General features: G+C 68.3%; 18 protein-coding genes. 4 read left to right on the forward strand and 14 right to left on the reverse strand.

The window, feature by feature from the left end:
• Positions 1-14 precede the first annotated feature (14 nt).
• Together EV645_RS36085 and pdxR are read left to right on the forward strand one after the other, a co-directional pair.
• Positions 15-851: an SDR family oxidoreductase gene (locus EV645_RS36085; protein ID WP_130448736.1), complete on the forward strand. Its 837-nt coding sequence runs from the start codon at positions 15-17 to the stop codon at positions 849-851.
• A 21-nt stretch (positions 852-872) separates the two neighbouring features.
• Entirely contained in the window at positions 873-2,270 is a 1,398-nt protein-coding gene (pdxR, locus tag EV645_RS36090; RefSeq protein WP_130448738.1) for a MocR-like pyridoxine biosynthesis transcription factor PdxR, read from the forward strand.
• On the opposite strand, the gene mmuM is transcribed toward pdxR, so the two are convergent.
• The 7 genes from mmuM to EV645_RS36125 all read right to left on the reverse strand — a co-directional run bounded on the left by mmuM (position 2,238) and on the right by EV645_RS36125 (position 9,400).
• Complete coding sequence (gene mmuM / locus EV645_RS36095; protein ID WP_242000876.1) at positions 2,238-3,122, reverse strand: homocysteine S-methyltransferase; 885 nt, start codon at positions 3,120-3,122, stop codon at positions 2,238-2,240. The genes pdxR and mmuM overlap by 33 nt on opposite strands.
• Positions 3,106-4,032, reverse strand: a complete 927-nt coding sequence (locus EV645_RS36100) for an FAD-dependent oxidoreductase (protein ID WP_130448740.1) — start codon at positions 4,030-4,032, stop codon at positions 3,106-3,108. The genes mmuM and EV645_RS36100 overlap by 17 nt, the downstream gene beginning before the upstream one ends.
• Before the next feature lie 171 nt (positions 4,033-4,203).
• Positions 4,204-5,307, reverse strand: coding sequence for an esterase-like activity of phytase family protein (locus tag EV645_RS36105; RefSeq protein ID WP_130448742.1), 1,104 nt, complete (start codon positions 5,305-5,307; stop codon positions 4,204-4,206).
• 70 nt (positions 5,308-5,377) lie between these two features.
• Positions 5,378-6,202, reverse strand: coding sequence for a M55 family metallopeptidase (locus tag EV645_RS36110; protein WP_130448744.1), 825 nt, complete (start codon positions 6,200-6,202; stop codon positions 5,378-5,380).
• Entirely contained in the window at positions 6,203-7,534 is a 1,332-nt protein-coding gene (locus EV645_RS36115) for an enolase C-terminal domain-like protein (RefSeq protein ID WP_130448746.1), read from the reverse strand.
• A complete protein-coding gene (kdgD, locus tag EV645_RS36120; protein WP_242000877.1) occupies positions 7,531-8,457 on the reverse strand; it encodes a 5-dehydro-4-deoxyglucarate dehydratase in 927 nt (308 codons plus the stop codon). The genes EV645_RS36115 and kdgD overlap by 4 nt, the downstream gene beginning before the upstream one ends.
• Positions 8,458-8,509: 52 nt before the next feature.
• Positions 8,510-9,400, reverse strand: a complete 891-nt coding sequence (locus EV645_RS36125) for a LysR family transcriptional regulator (RefSeq protein WP_130448750.1) — start codon at positions 9,398-9,400, stop codon at positions 8,510-8,512.
• Between the two features lie 72 nt (positions 9,401-9,472).
• On the opposite strand from EV645_RS36125, the gene EV645_RS36130 reads away from it, so the two are divergent.
• Positions 9,473-10,714 carry a glucarate dehydratase family protein gene (locus tag EV645_RS36130; RefSeq protein WP_130448752.1) on the forward strand — a complete coding sequence of 414 codons (1,242 nt, stop codon included), beginning with the start codon at positions 9,473-9,475 and terminating at the stop codon, positions 10,712-10,714.
• Positions 10,715-10,793: 79 nt separating this feature from the next.
• Here the strand turns inward: EV645_RS36130 and EV645_RS36135 are convergent, their stop codons facing one another.
• Both EV645_RS36135 and EV645_RS36140 read right to left on the reverse strand, forming a co-directional pair.
• Complete coding sequence (locus EV645_RS36135; protein WP_130448754.1) at positions 10,794-11,477, reverse strand: FadR/GntR family transcriptional regulator; 684 nt, start codon at positions 11,475-11,477, stop codon at positions 10,794-10,796.
• Positions 11,474-12,592: an L-talarate/galactarate dehydratase gene (locus tag EV645_RS36140; RefSeq protein ID WP_130448756.1), complete on the reverse strand. Its 1,119-nt coding sequence runs from the start codon at positions 12,590-12,592 to the stop codon at positions 11,474-11,476. The genes EV645_RS36135 and EV645_RS36140 overlap by 4 nt, the downstream gene beginning before the upstream one ends.
• Positions 12,593-12,749: 157 nt before the next feature.
• Between EV645_RS36140 and glsA the strand changes: the two genes are divergently transcribed.
• Positions 12,750-14,216 carry a glutaminase A gene (gene glsA / locus EV645_RS36145; protein ID WP_130448758.1) on the forward strand — a complete coding sequence of 489 codons (1,467 nt, stop codon included), beginning with the start codon at positions 12,750-12,752 and terminating at the stop codon, positions 14,214-14,216.
• Between the two features lie 138 nt (positions 14,217-14,354).
• Here glsA and glmS read toward each other — a convergent pair whose 3' ends face one another.
• The 5 genes from glmS to nucS form a co-directional block, all read right to left on the reverse strand.
• Complete coding sequence (glmS, locus tag EV645_RS36150; RefSeq protein ID WP_130448760.1) at positions 14,355-16,175, reverse strand: glutamine--fructose-6-phosphate transaminase (isomerizing); 1,821 nt, start codon at positions 16,173-16,175, stop codon at positions 14,355-14,357.
• A 35-nt stretch (positions 16,176-16,210) separates the two neighbouring features.
• A complete protein-coding gene (locus EV645_RS36155) occupies positions 16,211-16,495 on the reverse strand; it encodes a hypothetical protein (RefSeq protein ID WP_242000878.1) in 285 nt (94 codons plus the stop codon).
• A gap of 71 nt (positions 16,496-16,566) precedes the next feature.
• Entirely contained in the window at positions 16,567-16,869 is a 303-nt protein-coding gene (locus tag EV645_RS36160; protein WP_130448762.1) for an ArsR/SmtB family transcription factor, read from the reverse strand.
• Positions 16,866-17,180: a hypothetical protein gene (locus EV645_RS36165; protein ID WP_130448764.1), complete on the reverse strand. Its 315-nt coding sequence runs from the start codon at positions 17,178-17,180 to the stop codon at positions 16,866-16,868. Before EV645_RS36165 ends, EV645_RS36160 begins: the two co-directional genes overlap by 4 nt.
• 47 nt (positions 17,181-17,227) lie before the next feature.
• A complete protein-coding gene (nucS, locus tag EV645_RS36170) occupies positions 17,228-17,887 on the reverse strand; it encodes an endonuclease NucS (protein ID WP_130448766.1) in 660 nt (219 codons plus the stop codon).
• Positions 17,888-17,916: the final 29 nt, after the last annotated feature.

The following is a 17,916-nucleotide window of genomic DNA, read 5'->3' on the forward strand; positions in this document are numbered from 1 at the left end:
CACAAGAAGGGCGGATGACCGGGCGGACGGTCCTGGTCACCGGCGGCAGCGGCGGCATCGGGAAGGCGACCGCCACCGGCCTCGCCGTCCTCGGCGCCCACGTCGCGATCACCGGCCGCGACCGGGCGCGGGCCGAGTCGGCCGCGGCCGAGATCCGGGCCGCGTCCGGTGCCCAGGTGGACGTGTTCGTCGCCGAGCTGTCGTCCCAGGCGGAGGTACGTCGCTTGGCCGCCGACGTACTCGCGAAGCTTCCCCGGATCGACGTACTGGTCAACAACGTCGGCGGGTACTGGGACACGCGGCACGTCACCGCCGATGGCCTCGAGCGGACGTTCGCAGTGAACCACCTCGCGCCGTTCCTGCTCACTCAGCTGCTCCTCGACCGGCTCGAGGAGAGCGCGCCGGCGCGTGTGGTCACGGTGTCGTCGAATGCACAGGCCAGCGGACGGATCGATTTCGGCGATCTCCAGGGAGAGCGCTCGTACTCCGGTGCGGCCGCCTACAGCCAGTCCAAACTCGCCAACCTCCTGTTCAGCTACGAGCTCGCCAGGCGAGTGGGATCTGGGCGCATCACGGCCAACGCGCTGCACCCCGGTGTCGTGAGTACGTCGTTCGGCGCTGAGGACCCCAGCGGCGTACACCGGGTGCTGGTCCCGTTCCTGCGGCCGTTCATGCGGTCCGCGGCCAAGGGCGCGATGACTTCGATCCACCTGTCATCGGCGCCTGCGCTCAACCGGGTGACGGGCGGATTCTTCACCAACGGCAGACCCACCAGATCCTCGGCGCGCAGCTACGACGAGGCGGCCGCGTCCCGGCTCTGGAAGATCAGCGAGGAACTGGTCGCGGCGTGAGGCGCGATAAGGTCCGGTTTCATGGAGACCTCGGGGGATCAGGGGGTTGATACCGGCGTCGCCGGGGCGGATCTGCATCTGGATCTGGCCGCGGCGCGGGGTCGCAACGAGCTCGTCGACGCCTTGCACGAGTCGATCCGGACGGGGCGGCTGCCGGCCGGGACGCGGCTGCCGTCGTCCCGGTCGCTGGCGAAGGACCTCGGGATCGCGCGGAACACGGTCGCGGACGCGTACGGGCAGCTGGTCGCCGAGGGCTGGCTGACCGCGCGACAGGGGTCCGGGACGGTGGTTGCGAGCCGTGCCGCCGTACCGTCGATGCCGGCTGTGGTGCTGCCGGAAGAGCGGTCATTTCGGTACGACCTGAGGCCCGGGTCACCTGATGTGGCGACGTTCCCGCGGACGGAGTGGCTGGCGGCGGCTCGGAAGGCGTTGACCTCGGCGCCGAACGAGGCCTTCGGGATGGGAGATCCGCGCGGCCGGATCGAGCTGCGGCGGGTGCTCGCGGACTACCTCGCGCGGGCCCGCGGGGTGCGGGCGGATCCGGACCGGATGCTGATCTGCTCGGGGTACGTGCAGGCGGTGAGTCTGCTGGGCGAGGCGATCAGGAACATGGGCGGTACGACGATCGCGGTCGAGGAGTTCGGGTACGGGTTGCACCGGGACGTGATCCGGGCGCGGGGGCTCTCCGCGGTGCCCGTGCCGGTGGACGAGCTGGGTGCGCAGACGTCACACCTCGCAGGGCAGGGCGTGTTGCTGACGCCGGCGCACCAGATGCCGACGGGCGTGCCGCTCGCGCCAGAGCGTCGTACCGCTGCCGTGGAGTGGGCGCGGGAGACGGGGGCGGTGCTGATCGAGGACGACTACGACGGCGAGTTCCGGTACGACCGGCAGTCGGTGGGGGCGCTGCAGGCGCTCGATCCGGAGCGGGTCGTGTACACGGGTACGGCGAGCAAGAGCCTCGCGCCCGGCCTGCGACTGGCGTGGATGGTCCTGCCGCAACGCCTGATCGAACCGGTCGTCGCCGCGAAGCGCACCGCGGACTACCAGACCGCGACGCTCGAGCAGTTGACCCTCGCCGAATTCATTGCCTCCGGCCACTATGACCGCCACGTACGCCGCTCCCGCCTGCACTACCGTCGCCGCCGCGACCGCCTGGTGGAACTCCTGGCCGTCCGCGCCCCGAACGTCCAGGTAGCCGGCATCTCCGCCGGCCTCCACGTCCTCCTCGATGTCCCCGCCGACGCCGAAGACATAGTCAGTCGAGCTGCCCGCCAGGGCCTCGGCTTAGCCAGCCTCTCCACCTACCACTTCAACCCAACCCCCGCCACCCGCCAAGCAGTAATCGTCGGCTACGGCACCCCACCCGACCACGCCTACCCCGGAGCCCTAGACCTCCTCTGCCAGGTACTTGGTGTGTAGCTCGCGGATGTCATCGGGTCCGACCCGGCAGCAGCCGCCGATGTATGTCGCCCCGGCTGCCGCCCAGTCGCGGGCGAAGGTCGCTGGGGCTGTGCCGTCGCCGACCCAGCCACGCGCGACCGGGTCCCACGACTCGCCGCGGTTGGGGTAGGCGATGACGGGCTTGCTGGATGCGCTCACTGCAGTTCGGATGGCAGGCAGCACGTCGATGGGGGTGCAGCAGTTGATGCCTATGGCAACCACCTGGTCGATCGCCGGGATTGCGAATGCTTCGTCGAGCGGTTGGCCGGCCCTCGTGAATGCGCCGTCGATCGAGTAGGAGAACCAGGCGGGGAAGTTCAGCTCGGTCAGCAGCCTGACCAGGACTTCGGCTTCCTGCGTGTCCGGGATTGTTTCGATCGCGAGCAGGTCGGGGCCGGCGCTCATCAGCAGTTCGAGGCGCGGCCCGTGGAAGTCGCGTAGGACCGCAGCTGAAACGCCGTAGTTCCCGCGGTACTCCGAGCCGTCCGCGAGCATCGCGCCGTACGGTCCGGCAGACGCGGCGACCAGCCGCCCGGGGAACTCGTCGCGCACCTCCCGCGCGATCCGCACGCTGCTCGCGATCAGCCGCTCCGCCTCGGCTCGCCCGACGCCGGCCCGCTCGAACCCGACCACACTCGCCTGGTAACTCGCCGTCGTCGCGACCATCGCCCCGGCGTCGTAGTACGCGCGATGAACCGCCGCGATCTCCGCCGGATCGTCCCTCAACAGCCGCGCCGACCACAGTGCGTCGGACAGGTCGTGCCCGCGGTCCTCGAGAGCGTTCGACAGACCACCGTCGAGGATGACCAAGCGGTCAGAGACCTTGGACAAGTTCGAAGACCTCGTCCGCGCAGCCCCACGACAGCGTCACACCAGACCCGCCGTGCCCGTAGCAGTGGATCACAGGCTCGCCGGGCCGCGTACGCACGAGCTCGCACCGGATCGTCGGCCGTGCCGGACGCAGACCGACTCGCTGCCGGACGATCTTCGCCTTACGGAGCTGAGGAACGAGCTCCGCCGCCCGCTCCAGAATTGCCGAGCTGGTCGCAGGATCCACGGCCATGTTCCAGTCGCCCGGCTGACTGGTCCCACCAACGACCACGTCGTGCTCACGCGGTACGACGTACGTCAGCTCGGTCGGCGAGCGATCCGCGAGCAGCCACTCGGTCAGCCCGCACGGCTCGACCGTCATCACCTGACCGCGGACTGGCGTCACCGTCGGGTCGCTCGCAGTCAGTCGCGCACCGAGCCCGGTGCAGTTCACGACCAGATCGGCCCCGGTCGGCAACGCGGACAGCGCCGCCCGCGTCAACGTTCCGCCCGCTTGCTCGAGCCGCTTCACCAACGCCGGCAGGTACGCCGGCATGTCGATCACCGGCGCCGTGAACGACCACCCGTCCGCGAAACCCTCCGGCGGCGACCCCACCCGGGCCAGATCAGGCAGTACGTCGGCCCACCGCGGATCCGGCGTACGGTCGGTCAGGAACTCGCGCCCGTGCCGCAACTGCACCGACGGCTCGATCTCCGCCAGCTTCGCGAACTCCTCGTACGACGCCCGCGACCAGCCGGCCACCCGGTCCTCGGGCGCCGACAGGTACGGGTACCAGATCGCGGCCGCCACCGACGACGTCGTCTCCAACGGCAGGTCCCGGGCGAAAACAGCCACGTCGTACCCGCCCTCGGCGAGCCGGATGGCACAGCTCAGCCCGATCACGCCCGCCCCGACCACGATCACGCGCATCCACACAGTGTTCCCCACACTCCGTGATCACGCCAGCGCGTCGCGGCGTTGGTGAGTGGCGCAGGTAGGCGGGCCGGATGCCCAGGCCATCACAATCACCGACTCGTGCGCTTGCTCCCGCGGTGGGACCCGTGCTCGAGCGCATTGTGATGGCCTGGGGATCCGCCTCGATCAGTGGAGGTTGACGGCCAGCGAGTAGAAGCGGGTGATCTGGGTCGCGCCGTTGTTGTCGTCGGACATGAGGTACAGCTGGCGCCGGCCGCCCGGCAGGTATCCGCCCAGCGCGAGCGCCTCGACGTTGTCCAGCAGCGGGTTCGGTTGCGGCTGCTTGGCGACCGCGCCAGACGGCGGGCAGTTCACCAGGTCGAACAGCTGCTTCTTCTGCAGGAAGACCTTCTCCGACGCATCCGCCAGCGACGCCACCTTGGTCACGTCGGTCGCGCGGCGCAGCGAGACCGTGAACACGCGGATCGTGTTCCCGACGCCCGCGGTGAACGTCCGCTCCATCGACACCAGCTCCGTCGGGCTCACCCACGCCAGCTCGACCAGCGCGAGGCCCGGGTCCGGCTTGTAGGCGTACTGCGCGATCGGCCGGTACTGGTGCCCCGGCAGACCGACGTACCGGATGATCCGGTTCCGCGTCCGGTTGTTGGCGTCCGTGCCGTCCGGCGCGAGCGGACCCTCCATGCCGGCGAACAACGACAGCCCGTCGCGGCTGACCGCGAGCGACTCGAACGTCGCGTTGCTCGTCGCCTCGCCGGCCGGCGCGACCTGGAACCGGCTCGGGACCGGCAGCGACGCGATCTCCTTGCCGTCCGACAGCCGGAAGCGGCGGATCGACGGCTCACGCTCCGAGGTCGCGAGGATGGTGCGGTCGCCGCGCTCGACGACGAGGCCCTCGCCGTCGAAGTCGCCACCGTTGTACGGCGTACCGTCCGGGCGCGTCAGGATCGTCATGCCGTCGACGCGGACCGAGGTCGGCTTGCTGTTGACCTTGAGGTCGAACACGCGGGCCGGCGTGGTCCCGACGTTGTCGACCAGCGCGAGCGCGCTGTGCGGCCCTGTGACGTTGAGTGCGGACAGGCCTGCGACCGGTTGTCCGTCGAACGTCGTCTTGTCCAGCGCGTCGCTGAACCCGAGGAAGTTCGCATCCGGCGAGCAAGCACTGCCGCCATTACCGCCGCCGTCGTGCCTTGGGACCGTGGCCGACGCGGTCAGCGTCGTGGTGAGTGCGGTCAGGACAACTGCTGCGGCAAGCGGCTTGTGCCAACGCATTGCGGGCTCCTCGGTCGAGACGACAGCTGCGATCAAAACCTATCCTGCGCAACAGCAGTTGAACGCCCGGTTACTCACTCACTCCGCGGCTCAGCAGCACGGTGGCGATGAAGGTCCTGTACAGCTGCAGCGGATCATCGTTGCGCAGAGCAACGACCTTGTCCTCGCGGCGTTCGACGTTCCGCAGTGCGCAGGCCAGTTCGGCGAACGCCCGGCTGTGGAACCGGACGGTCAGCTCGGCCGGCAGCGTGATGCTCGGCGGCCTGATGTCGCTCAGCCGCGCCAGCGCACGCCGGGCGCCGTCGTGGATGAGCTCCCGGGCCCGCTCCGGATGCACGGAGAGGGCGGCGTTGTGCGAGATCGAGTCCTTGACGACGACCGACTCGATGTCCGGGCAGAACGGCTGTGCCTCGTCGATCGTCACCCGGTCGCCCGAGATCAGTACGACGGGAACGCCGTGCGCGAGCGCTACCAGCGCGTTGATGCCAGCCTCACCGGTGACGACGCCGTTCAGCCGTACTTCGGCGATCGCGCGCGGGTTGTACGTGTGGTGCAGTACGGAACCAGTCGACCCGGCCGACCCGTGGTACGAGACGAAGAACGCCGCGTCGTACGAATCGTCGAGGCCCTCCATCATGTAGAGCGGCTTGTGCTTCCCGGACAGGTAGCTCGCGCGACCGTGCAGCTCGTCGGGACGCAGGTTCTGCATGGTCGAGTGCGAGTCGTTGACCAGGAACTCCGTACCGCCCGCAGCCATCGCACCGTCGATCGCGGCGTTGACCTCCGCCTGGAGCTGACCCCGGTAGTAGTCGTACTCCTGGCCCGGCCCGCGACACTGACTCCAGTCGACGACGCCCGCCGTACCCTCCATGTCCGTTGACAAGAAGACCCTCATCTAGCGCACCATACAGGGCCTTTTCGGGTCGAACTCCCAGTCCTCGATGAGGTACTGCATCGCGATCGCGTCGTTGCGTCCGCCGAGCCCATGCTGCAGATACAGCTCGTGCGCCGCGTCCAGCGCATCACGGTCCAGCTCGACGCCCAGGCCGGGACGTGTGGGTACGGCGATCTCGCCGCCGACGATCTGCAACGGCTCCTTGGTGAGGGCCTGACCGTCCTGCCAGATCCAGTGCGTGTCGAGCGCCGTGATGTCGCCGGGCGCGGCGGCTCCGACCTGCGTGAACATCGCGAGCGAGATGTCGAAGTGGTTGTTCGAGTGCGAACCCCAGGTCAGGCCGAAGTCGTTGCAGAGCTGCGCGACCCGCACCGATCCGGCCATCGTCCAGAAATGCGGGTCGGCCAGCGGGATGTCGACCGCGTCCATCCGGATCGCGTGCGCCAGTTCGCGCCAGTCGGTCGCGATCATGTTGGTCGCCGTCCGCAATCCGGTATACCGCTTGAACTCGGCCATCGTCTCCCGCCCGGAGAACCCAGGCTCAGCACCGCACGGGTCTTCGACATACGCGAGTACGTCGTCCAGCCCCGAGCAGACTGCGATAGCTTCGCGGACGGACCACGCGCCGTTCGGGTCAACCGTGATCCGTGCCGCCGGGAACCGTTCGTGCAGCGCCCGCACCGCGTCGATCTCAACCTGGGCGTCGAACACGCCGCCCTTCAACTTGAAGTCCGCAAACCCGTACCGCTCCTGAGCAGCCTCCGCCAAGGCAACGACATCCTCTTGGGTGAGTGCCGGCCGACGCCTCAGCTGCGTCCACTTGCCACGGCCGCCTCCGTCGCCGTCCTCCGTCTGATAGGGCAGGTCGGTTTGGGCTGAATCGCCTACGTAGAACAAATAGCCCAGCACTGGGACAGCGGTGCGTTGCTGCCCGTCACCAAGCAGCTCGGCGATTGGTATACCAAGGTGCTGGCCAAGCAGATCCAACAGCGCAGACTCGAGCCCGGTGACCGCGTGAACCGTCGTGCGCAGGTCGAAGGTCTGTAGTCCGCGCCCATCGCTGTCCCGGCCCGCGAATGTGGTCGAGATGGAGCGGAGCAAGCTCCGATGGTGGCTGAGCTGGTGGCCGACCAGCAGGGGCGCCGCGTCGCGGATGGTGGACGCGATCTTCTCCCCGCCCGGTACCTCGCCCAGGCCTGTGTTTCCCGAGCTGTCCGTCACGATCACAACGTTGCGCGTGAAGAACGGCCCGTGCGCACCGCTGAGGTTGAGCAGCATGCTGTCGTGGCCGGCGACCGGCACGACCTCGACGGACACAACGGTCGGAGTCATTTGACCTTCCCGATCAACTCGGTCAGCTGCGCGAGCTCGTCGTCGGTCAGGTCCTGCAACGGCGGCCGCACCGGCCCCGCCGACCGCCCGATCGCGTTCACGCCGGCCTTCACGATCGAAACGGCATACCCCTTCGTCCGGTCGCGGATGTCCAAGTAGGGCAGGACGAACTCGTTGAGCTTTTGGTATACCGAAGTACGGTCCTGCGCGACCACGTCCGCGTAGAAGCTGAGCGCGAACTCGGGCACGAAGTTGAAGATCGCCGACGAGTACGTGCTGTACCCGAGCTGCAGCAGCGGCAGCGCGAACGTCTCGGCCGTCGGCAGGCCGCCGATGTACGTGAGCCGCTCGCCCACCCGCGCGTACGTCCGCGTCATCATCTCGATGTTGCCGACGCCGTCCTTGAGGCAGACCAGATTCGGATTCCGCTCTACGAGCTGAGCGACCGACGCGTCGTTCAGAATCGCGTTCGCGCGGCTGTACACGGTCACGCCGAGGCTGGTGCTTTGGCATACCGCCGACACGTGCTCGATCAGACCGCGCTGCCCCGCCTCGGTCAGGTAGGGCGGAAGCAGCAGGATCCCATCGGCTCCAGCAGCCTCGGCAGCCTGTGCTCCGGCGATCGCCGTCGCCGTACCGCCGGTCGCCGGGGCGATCACCGGAACCCGGCCGTTCACCTCGGACACGGCCGCTCGTACGACTGTGTCGATCTCGGCTGTCGTCAGCGAGAAGCCCTCGCCGGTACCGCCCGCGGCGAACAGACCCGCGACGTCGTACTGGCTAAGCCAGGACAGGTGCTCGCGGTACGCGGCCTCGTTGAAGCTCAGATCCGGGTGGAAATGCGTCACGGGGAACGAGAGCAGCCCGGTCTTCAGCTGCGCGGCGAGTTCGCTGGGGGAGTAGCGGGGGGAATTGTCGGTCACACTCGCCAGCGTAGGAAGAGTCGTGGATACCTGTCCAAGATCGATTTTGGATCTAGTGATGCTCTGGGAGCATCGTGAGCACCCGTCGCAGCACCGGACTGGTCGCGTCCCGCCGCCAGATCGCGTGCAGTTCGACCGGGTCGCCGGCACCGGTGCCATCGAGGTCGAGGTCGCAGTACGCAACGCCCTCCACGCCGAGGCTGCGGGCCGACGCCGGGACGAGCGCGACGCCGCGGCCGGCCGCGACCAGCAGGATCACTGTGAGGATCTGCTGCACCCGCTGTTCGATCCGCGGATGCGACTCGGCGAGGAACCGGACCGTCAGCTCGTGGAAGTACCGGGCCTGCGTCGGCGAATAACTGATCACCTGCTCACCCGCGAAGTCGCCCGCAGACAACGGTCGCCCGAGCGCCGCCAGTCGATGGTTGCCGGGGACAACGGCACACAGCGGCTCGCGGTATACCACTCGCGAGTCCAGTACGTCGGTGTCGAACGGCGGCCGTCCCAGACCGAGATCGAGTTCGCCACGCAGCAGGCCGTCGAGCTGAGCGGGTGTCACTCGCTCGTGCAGGATCACGTCGACGTCCGGCAGTTCCTCGGACATCCGGCGCAGGAGCGGACCGAGCGTACGAATCGCCGACGTCGCGGTGAAGCCGAGGCGTAGCGTCCCCGCTGCACCCTGGTCGACGCGCCGCGCGAGATCGCCCGCGGTCTCGACCAGCGCAAGTAGCCGGCGAGCCTCGACCAGGAACGCCTGGCCGGCCTCGGTGAGCTCAACCTTGCGATTGTCGCGTTCGAGCAATCGGGCCCCGACGGCGCGTTCGAGCTTCTGCACCTGCCGGCTCAGCGGCGGCTGAGTCATGTTCAGCCGTTCCGCGGCCCGGCCGAAGTGCAGTTCCTCGGCGACGGCGACGAAGGCGCTCAGTTGATCGAGCGAGAACATGATTCCCGAAAGGTATCACTCGATGCCCTATCGGCCTTGGACACGCATGATCAGCGTTCCTAGGCTCGTCCGATGAGCACGGTTGCGCGGATCGAACTGACACCGGTCGCGTTCGCGGATCCGCCGCTGCTCAACGTATCGGGGGTGCACGAACCGTTCGCACTGCGGACGATCGTGCAGATGTGGACGGACGACGGGCTGGTCGGGCTGGGCGAGACGTACGCCTCCGACGACCACCTGGCACGGTTGCAGGCTGTCGCCGACGTACTGCCCGGGCTGGACGTGTTCGACCTGAACGGTCTCCGCCGGCGGGTCAGCACCGTGCTCGCGCCTGGTGGTATACCAAACCACCAAGACCCCGTTGATGTGGTGATGTCCCCATTCGAGGTCGCCCTGCTCGATGCCCAGGGCAAGCAGTTGGGCCGGCCTGTGGTAGACCTGCTCGGCGGCGCGGTACGGGACGAGGTCTCGTTCAGCGCATACCTGTTCTACAAGTGGGCCGGCCATCCGGGGCGTCCCGGGCAGGAGCCGGACTCGTGGGCTGAGGCGCTCGATCCGGACGGGATCATGCGGCAGGCGCGAACGATGATCGAGCAGTACGGCTTCACGGCGATCAAGCTGAAGGGCGGCGTGTTCCCTCCCGAACAGGAAGCCGAGGCCGTCCGCGCGCTGGCCGCGGCGTTCCCGGAACACAAGCTGCGGATCGATCCGAACTGCGCGTGGACCGTGGACACCTCGATCCGGCTCGCGCGTGAGCTGTCCGGGATTTTGGAGTACCTCGAGGATCCGACGCCGGGGATCGACGGGATGGCGGAGGTCGCGCAGCATACCGAGATCCCGCTGGCGACGAACATGTGCGTCGTCGCGTTCGCCCATCTCAAGCCGGCCGTCCTCGCGGATGCCGTGCAGGTCGTGTTGTCGGACCATCACTACTGGGGTGGATTGAGGCGGTCGCAGCTCCTGGGCGGGATCTGCGGCATGTTCGGCCTGGGGCTGTCCATGCACTCCAACTCGCACCTCGGCATCAGCTTGGCCGCGATGACACATCTGGCCGCGGCAACGCCCAACCTCACGTACGCGTGTGACACCCACTACCCGTGGAAGACCGAGGACGTCATCAAGCCCGGCGTCCTGTCGTTCGAGTCCGGGAGCGTGCGGGTCCCCAGCGGACCCGGGCTCGGCGTCGAGCTGGACGACGATGCGCTAGGGGAGTTGCACGAGCAGTACCTCCGCTGCGGCATCCGCAAGCGCGACGACACGACGTACATGCGGACCTTCCACCCGGCCTTCACCCCAAACACCGCCCGCTGGTAGCCACGGACGACGACCGCCATCCACACTGGCGGGCCTGCAGCCGAGCGCTGCGGGTTTGGTGGGTCGGTGGCCGGCGGTGCTACTCGGGGTGGTGGGTCTGCAGTCGGTGGCGCGTGCTCGAGAGGTGTACCCGCATCGCCGCGCGTGCCGACTCGGGGTCGGCGTGTTTGATCGCCGCGTGGATGTTCTCGTGCTCGTGGATTACCCGGGTCAGATGGTCGGGGTCGGACATCTCGTAGGCCGGGTCGAGCCGGGTTCGCGGCAGCATGATCATCATCGGGCCGAGGTCCGCGATCAGGTCGGAGTAGAACCGGTTGCCTGAAGCAACCGCTACCTTCAGGTGGAACGCGAAGTCAGCCTCCACCGACCGGGCCGGATCGTCCCCGATTCGCCGGTACTCGTCCAGTGCTCGCTCGATCCCCTTCAGTTGGTATACCGTCCGTCGGCCCGCGGCCAGCCCGGCGGCCTCACTCTCCACGCCGACACGGAAGTCCATCAGCTCCAGCACGTCCCGATGCGAGCGCACCTCGCGCAGTCCCGACGTACGCTCCGGAACCTCCAGCACGAACGAGCCGCGGCCCTGGAACGTCTCCACGAGCCCGGCCGCCTGCAGCCGGGAGACGGCTTCGCGTACGACGGTGCGGCTGACGCCGAACTCCTCGACCAGGCTGTTCTCACCCGGCAGCTTCTCGCCGGGTGCGATCTCCCCGCTCAGAATTCGTTGCTTCAGCTCCTCAACGATTTGGTATGCCAAACCGCTCATCGGCCGAACTCGCAACTGTCGACCGTCCAGCGCGCGCACTGCTCGCTGGTCGTGAAGCCGAGGCCCGGCCGGTCCGGCACGAGCATGCGGCCGTCGACCGTCTCCAGACGCTCGTTGAACAAGGGGTTCAGCCACTCGAAATGCTCGACCCACGGTTCGCGCGGATAAGCGGCCGCGAGGTGCAGGTGGATTTCCATCGCGAAGTGCGGAGCCAGCTGAAGACCATTGTGATCGGCAAGCATCGCCAACTTGAGGAACGGCGTGATGCCACCGATCCGCGGTGCGTCCGGCTGGATGACGTCGGCGGCCCGCGCCTCGATCAGCCGGACGTGCTCGCCGACGCTCGACAACATCTCACCGGTCGCGATCGGGGTGTCCAACGCTGCGGCAAGCTCCGCATGGCCCACGGCGTCATACGCATCGAGCGGCTCCTCGATCCACACCAGGTTGAACTGCTCGAGCACGCGGCCGAAACGCAGCGCTGTCGGGCGGTCCCATTGCTGGTTCGCATCGACCATCAGCGGTACATCGTCGCCCAGGTGCTCGCGGACGGCGCTGACCCGTTCGAGATCGATCCGGGCATCGGGCTGCCCGACCTTGATCTTGATCCCGCCGATGCCGTCAGCAAGCGATTTCGAGGCGCGTTCTTTCACCTCCTCGATCGGCGCCTGCAGGAAGCCGCCGGAGGTGTTGTATGCGCGGACCGAGTCCCGATGAGCGCCGAGCAGCTTGGCCAGCGGGAGGTCGGCCCGCTTCGCCTTGAGGTCCCAGAGCGCGATGTCGATCGCCGCGATCGCCTGCGTCGCGACCCCGGACCGGCCGACCGACGCGCCGGCCCAGAGCAGCTTGTCGTACACCTTGCCGATATCCGACGGGTCCTCGCCGATCAGACCGGCCGCGATCTCCTTCGCATGCGCGTACTGCGCCGGGCCGCCGGCGCGCTTGGAGTAGCTGAACCCGATCCCGTGCTGCTCCTGCTCGGTCGCGATCTCCGCGAACAGGAACACGATCTCGGTCATCGGCCGCTGCCGCCCGGTCAGCACCTTCGCGTCGCTGATCGGCTGGTCGAGCGGAAGAACCACGGACGAGAGCTTCACCTGGCGGATGCGATCCATGACAAGTGATCGTACAAGTCGTCAACTTGTCCAACAAGAGCGCGGATTGACGTTCCCGTAACACCAGGTGACCTGCGCGGAAACACGAAAGAGACAGGCTGCTGCCCGCCGACAGCGTCGTCGTGTGCCCACATCTGCCCTGGGGAAGGAAGTCGCGATGGATGTGTCGGAGTCCGAGCTCCTGCGGACGTTCACGTCGGTGGACAAGGACGACAACGGCCGGGTCTGGGCCTGGGAACTGCTGAGCTCGCTGGGACAGGCCGGGATCCAGCCAACGGATCCACGGGTCCGGGCCGCGCTCGCCGACGTCCGTGGTGAAGACGGCCGTGAGATCAGGATCGACATCCAGCCTGTGGAGATCGACTTCCGGCAGTACGCCGAGATCGCCCAGCACGGCGACGGGGTGGTGTACCGCGCCCTGGCCGGTCAGTTGGCGGTCTCGCCGGAGGAGTTCCGGGAGTACGCGCGGAGCATCGAGGCGATGTACGCCGACCTGCTGCCGAACCGGGACGGGCACGTCGCCGACTACATCCCGACGCTGCGGGACGCCGATCCGGAGAAGTTCGGGATCGCGATCTGCACGGCCGACGGCCAGGTGTTCTCGATCGGTGACACGACGGACGAGTTCAGCGTCCAGTCGACGTCGAAGCCGTTCAACTATGCGATCGCGCTCGAACAGCTCGGGCCGGAGGAAGTGCATCGCTGGGTCGGCCAGGAGCAGAGCGGTGGTCCCTTCAACGACCCCAACCTGTCGCTGGGACGGGACGGCAGGCCGCGCAACCCGATGATCAACGCGGGAGCGATCGGTACCCTCGCGCTGGTTGATACCGGCCAGGACCAGTCGGCCCGGTTCACCACCGTCCGGGACACCTGGGCCGCGATGACAGGCAAGCGCCCGGAGCTGCATGGCGCAACGTTCCTGGCTGAGCGCGACACCGGATTCGGGAACGTCAGGTTCGCGAACGGCCTGATGCAGGCGAACAAGCTGAGAGGCGCCCGGCCGAACGATCGGCGTGCCCCGGAGGACGCCGTCGAGTTCTACACGATGATCTGTTCGCTCAACCTGAACGCCGAGCTGCTGGCCAGGGCCGGCGCCACACTCGCGAACGGCGGAGTTGCGCCGAGCGGTGAACGTGTGTTCTCGCCGGAGACCGCTGGACGGGTGCTGGCCGTGATGGGGCACAGCGGGATGTACGACGGCTCCGGGGAGTTCTCCGACCAGGTCGGGTTGCCGGCCAAGAGCGGTGTGTCAGGCAACGTGATGATGGTGGTGCCGTCGGAGGGTCTGGCGGTGGTGACGTACTCGCCCCGCCTGGACCCGACCGGCAACTCCGTCCGCGGGGTCGAGGTCTGCAAACGCTTCGTCAACGAGTTCGGCCTCCACCCGTACCGCGGAACGGGCGCCGAGCGCGGGCGGCCCGCGGCCGCGGGCTCCGGCCAGCAGTTCGCCGGCGCGCTCAACGAGGCGGACCGACGAGCCGAGGCGGCGAGTGCCGTCGACCGCGCGCTCGGCGGCCTGTCCAGGCCGGGCACCGGTGGCGCGGGTGTCCTGCAGACCACCGACGCCGAGCGAACCGGCGTGGCCGCCACCCGCCGTGCCGCCCAACCAGGCCAGCAGCTCTGACGGGCGGCTGCGCTCGTCCGCCCAGGAGTCCTGGCGGGCGAGTGCGGATCCCCAGGCCATCACAACGCACAGACCCCCGCCGCGCTGAGCGTGGCGGGGGTCGTGATGTTGCAGTTGTGATGGCCTGGGGATCCAGGGCTACTCGACGGTGACGGACTTCGCCAGGTTGCGGGGCTTGTCCACGTCGTGGCCGAGGGCAACCGCCGCGTAGTACGCGATGATCTGCAGCGGGATCGTCAGCAGGATCGGGTCCAGCTCGTGCTCGTTCTTCGGGACCACGATCTTCGCGGCGACCCCGTCCGGGACCTCGACGCCCGGGTGCGTGACGACGTAGAGCGGGCCCGACCGGGCGCCGATCTCGTGCAGCGCGCCGATGTTGCGGTCGAGCAGCTCGTCGTCCGGGACGATCGCGACGGTCGGCACGTCCGGGGAGATCAGCGCGAGCGGACCGTGCTTCAGCTCGGACGTCTGGTACGCCTCGGCGTGCCGGTACGAGATCTCCTTCAGCTTCTGCGCGCCCTCCCGTGCGACCGGGTATCCGCGGGTCCGGCCGACGAAGAACAGCGATTCGTGCTTGGCGAGCCGGCCGGCGATCTTGGCCAGTTCCTCTTCCTGCGCGACGATCGCGGCGATGTCCTCGGGCAGCTTCTTCAGGCCGTCGATCAGCCGGCGACCGTCGGCGGGGGAGACGTCGCGGATCCGGCCGAGGTGGATGCCGAGCATCGCGAACCCGACCGCCATGTTCGTCAGCGCCTTCGTCGACGCGACCGAGACCTCCGGGCCGGCGTGCAGGTACACACCGCCGTCGACCTCGCGGGCGATGCTCGAGCCGACCGCGTTCACCAGGCCGATCACCCGACCGCCCTTGCGCTTCAGCTCCTGCACCGCGACGAGGGTGTCCAGCGTTTCGCCGGACTGCGACACGGCGACGTACAGCGTGTCCCGCTCGACGACCGGGTTGCGGTAGCGGAACTCCGACGCCGGCTCGGCATCGGCGGGGATCCGCGCGACCTCCTCGATGAACTGCGCGCCCATCTGACCCGCGTAGTACGCCGAACCGCAGCCGAGGATCTTGACCCGCTTGATCTCGCGCGCCTCGCGGGCGTCCATGTTCAGGCCGCCGAGGTGCACGGTGTGGAACCGCTCGTCGAGGCGACCGCGGATGGCCCGGCCGACCGCGTCCGGCTGCTCGTGGATCTCCTTCATCATGAAGTGCTCGTGCAGGCCGCGCTCGTACTCGTCGGCTTCCCACTCGACCGTCTTCGCGGTCTTGGTGGTCGGCGCGGCGTCCTGCGTGAACGTGCGGTACCCGTCGGCGCGGACGGTCGCCATCTCGCCGTCGTCCAGGTACACGACCTGGCGGGTGTAGCGGATCAGCGCGGCCGCGTCGGAGGCGACGTGCATCTCGCCGTCGCCGATGCCGAGGATCAGCGGGCTGCCGTTGCGGGCGACCACGATCCGGTCCGGGAAGTCGAGGTCGATGACGGCGATGCCGTACGTGCCCTCGATCCGGCGCAGCGCGGCCATCACCTTCTCCTCGAGGGTGGCGCCATCGGACTGCTCGATCAGGTGCGCGAGAACCTCGGTGTCGGTCTCGGAGCGCAGCTTGACGCCCGCGTCCTCGAGCTGGGTGCGCAGCGCGCCGGCGTTGTCGAAGATGCCGTTGTGTACGACGGCGATCCGCTCGTTGCCGCTGGCATGCGGGTGCGCGTTGTCCTTGCTCGGACCGCCGTGCGTCGCCCACCGGGTGTGGCCGATGCCGAGCTTGCCGCCGAACCGCTTCGGCAGCGACGCCTCCAGCTCACGGACGCGGCCGGCGTCCTTGTGCACCTTCAGCTCGCTGGACCCCAGTACGGCGACACCCGCCGAGTCGTAGCCCCGGTACTCGAGGCGGGCCAGTCCGTCCACCAGGATGGGCGCGGCCGGCTTGGTGCCGACGTACCCGACGATTCCGCACATGTAGTGGGTGCCTTTCGTATGGGTTCGGTCCCGCGTCAGCCGTAGACGATCCGTCGCAGCTGGCGGGCAGAGAGTTCGGGTGAGCGGACCGGCCAGTGCCGGAGCTCGGCGCCGAGGCGGGCGAAGATCTCGTCGTTACGGGCGCCGTAGGTCTGCAACTCACGGTGCCGGCGCCGGACGTAGTCCTCGGTCGTCTCGGTGAAATAGGCCAGTACGTCGGCGACCACGCGCCGCGCGACATCCGCCGACAGACCGGTCGTCCGGCTGACCTGATCGGCCAGCTCGTCCACCGGCTCCACAGCCGCCGCCTCACTGATCACCCGACCACCATGCAGTGTTTTCGAGGTCACTGCAAAGCTTCTGCCCGAAATCGGGCAGATTTCCTGATTTGTCAGGATCTGGACTGAAATCGGTCGATCCAGGATGAGCCCACTGCGAACAGTGGTCCGGCGTGCAGACGGTACACCCGCTCCCGTCCGCGCAGCACAACCTCCACCAGCCCGGCCTGCTCGAGCACCCGCAGATGCCTGGTCACCGTGGGCCACGAGTAGTCGAACCGGCCGGCGATCTCACCCGACGTCATCTCGCCGCCACGCAGGTGCAGCACGAGCAGGATCGTCCGCCGCGAGTGGTGCGCGAGCGCCGTGAACACGCGGTCGAGCTCGTCGAGCTCCCGCCCGCCGCGAGCGGTCAAATCTGCTGCCGCTGGTAGTGCGGGAACTCCCACTTCGGCCGCCCGTCGCGATCCTCGAGCAGCGGGTCCATCCGCTCCCACAACGTCAGTACGTCGGGATGCTCGTGCGCCCGCCCGAACCCGCCGTCCACCCAGGTGAAGATCTCGACGTACGTCGGCGGCGCGTCGACATCCCGCAGCACGACGGACCGCTCGTCCGTGACGAACCCGAGCGCACTCAGCGTCGCCCAGTGTTCCGCGAGCAGTTCGCGGAACGCGTCCTCCGCGTCGGCGCGGACGCGGTAGGTGCAGATCACCGTTTCCTTAGCCATATTGCTAAGTAACCGGCAGTCAACGAACGCTGTCAACAGCTCAGCGGTCAGAACAGCCGGAGTACGTCGGATTCCATGCCGCGGAGCGCGTCGTAGTCGACGGTGACGCATTCGAGGCCTCGGTCGGTGGCCAGGAACTGGGCCTGGGGCTTGATGAGCTGGGCGGCGAAGATGCCGCGGACCGGAGCCAGCAACGGGTCGCGGTTGAGGAGTTCGACGTACCGGGTCAGTTGCTCGACGCCGTCGATCTCGCCGCGGCGTTTGATCTCGACGGCGACGTGCTTGCCGTCGGCGTCGCGGCACAGCAGGTCGACCGGGCCGATCGCGGTCGGGTACTCGCGGCGTACCAGCGTCCAGCCCTCGCCGAAGGTCTGGACGTGCTCGGCGAGCAGTTCCTGCAGGTGCGCCTCGACGCCGTCCTTGATCAGGCCGGGGTCGGTCCCGAGCTCGTACGACGTGTCACTGTGCACCTCCTCGAGCGTGATCCGGAGCTCCTCACCAGCTTTGTTGGTGACGCTCCAGACCCCCTCTTCCTCGGTCAGCTTGCACGGCGGCGACATCCAGTTCAGCGGTTTGTACGACCCGCCGTCGGCGTGGATCAGCACGGATCCGTCCGCCTTCACCATCAGCAGCCGCGGCGCCATCGGCAGATGAGCCGTCAGCCGCCCCGAGTAGTCGACAGAACAAGTAGCAATCACCAAGCGCACGAGAAAGCACCGTAGTGCACTGGCCGTCC

The sequence above is a fragment of the Kribbella rubisoli genome (genome assembly GCF_004217145.1).
GTDB lineage: Bacteria > Actinomycetota > Actinomycetes > Propionibacteriales > Kribbellaceae > Kribbella > Kribbella rubisoli.

What these genes read in the sequence shown, in the direction of transcription:
- EV645_RS36085 (WP_130448736.1), top strand. Translation starts at nt 15, where the DNA reads ATGACCGGGCGGACGGTCCTGGTCACCGGCGGCAGCGGCGGCATCGGG.
- pdxR (WP_130448738.1), top strand. Translation starts at nt 873, where the DNA reads ATGGAGACCTCGGGGGATCAGGGGGTTGATACCGGCGTCGCCGGGGCG.
- EV645_RS36100 (WP_130448740.1), bottom strand. Translation starts at nt 4,032, where the DNA reads ATGCGCGTGATCGTGGTCGGGGCGGGCGTGATCGGGCTGAGCTGTGCC.
- EV645_RS36105 (WP_130448742.1), bottom strand. Translation starts at nt 5,307, where the DNA reads ATGCGTTGGCACAAGCCGCTTGCCGCAGCAGTTGTCCTGACCGCACTC.
- EV645_RS36110 (WP_130448744.1), bottom strand. Translation starts at nt 6,202, where the DNA reads ATGAGGGTCTTCTTGTCAACGGACATGGAGGGTACGGCGGGCGTCGTC.
- EV645_RS36115 (WP_130448746.1), bottom strand. Translation starts at nt 7,534, where the DNA reads ATGACTCCGACCGTTGTGTCCGTCGAGGTCGTGCCGGTCGCCGGCCAC.
- EV645_RS36125 (WP_130448750.1), bottom strand. Translation starts at nt 9,400, where the DNA reads ATGTTCTCGCTCGATCAACTGAGCGCCTTCGTCGCCGTCGCCGAGGAA.
- EV645_RS36130 (WP_130448752.1), top strand. Translation starts at nt 9,473, where the DNA reads ATGAGCACGGTTGCGCGGATCGAACTGACACCGGTCGCGTTCGCGGAT.
- EV645_RS36135 (WP_130448754.1), bottom strand. Translation starts at nt 11,477, where the DNA reads ATGAGCGGTTTGGCATACCAAATCGTTGAGGAGCTGAAGCAACGAATT.
- EV645_RS36140 (WP_130448756.1), bottom strand. Translation starts at nt 12,592, where the DNA reads ATGGATCGCATCCGCCAGGTGAAGCTCTCGTCCGTGGTTCTTCCGCTC.
- glsA (WP_130448758.1), top strand. Translation starts at nt 12,750, where the DNA reads ATGGATGTGTCGGAGTCCGAGCTCCTGCGGACGTTCACGTCGGTGGAC.
- glmS (WP_130448760.1), bottom strand. Translation starts at nt 16,175, where the DNA reads ATGTGCGGAATCGTCGGGTACGTCGGCACCAAGCCGGCCGCGCCCATC.
- EV645_RS36165 (WP_130448764.1), bottom strand. Translation starts at nt 17,180, where the DNA reads ATGGCTAAGGAAACGGTGATCTGCACCTACCGCGTCCGCGCCGACGCG.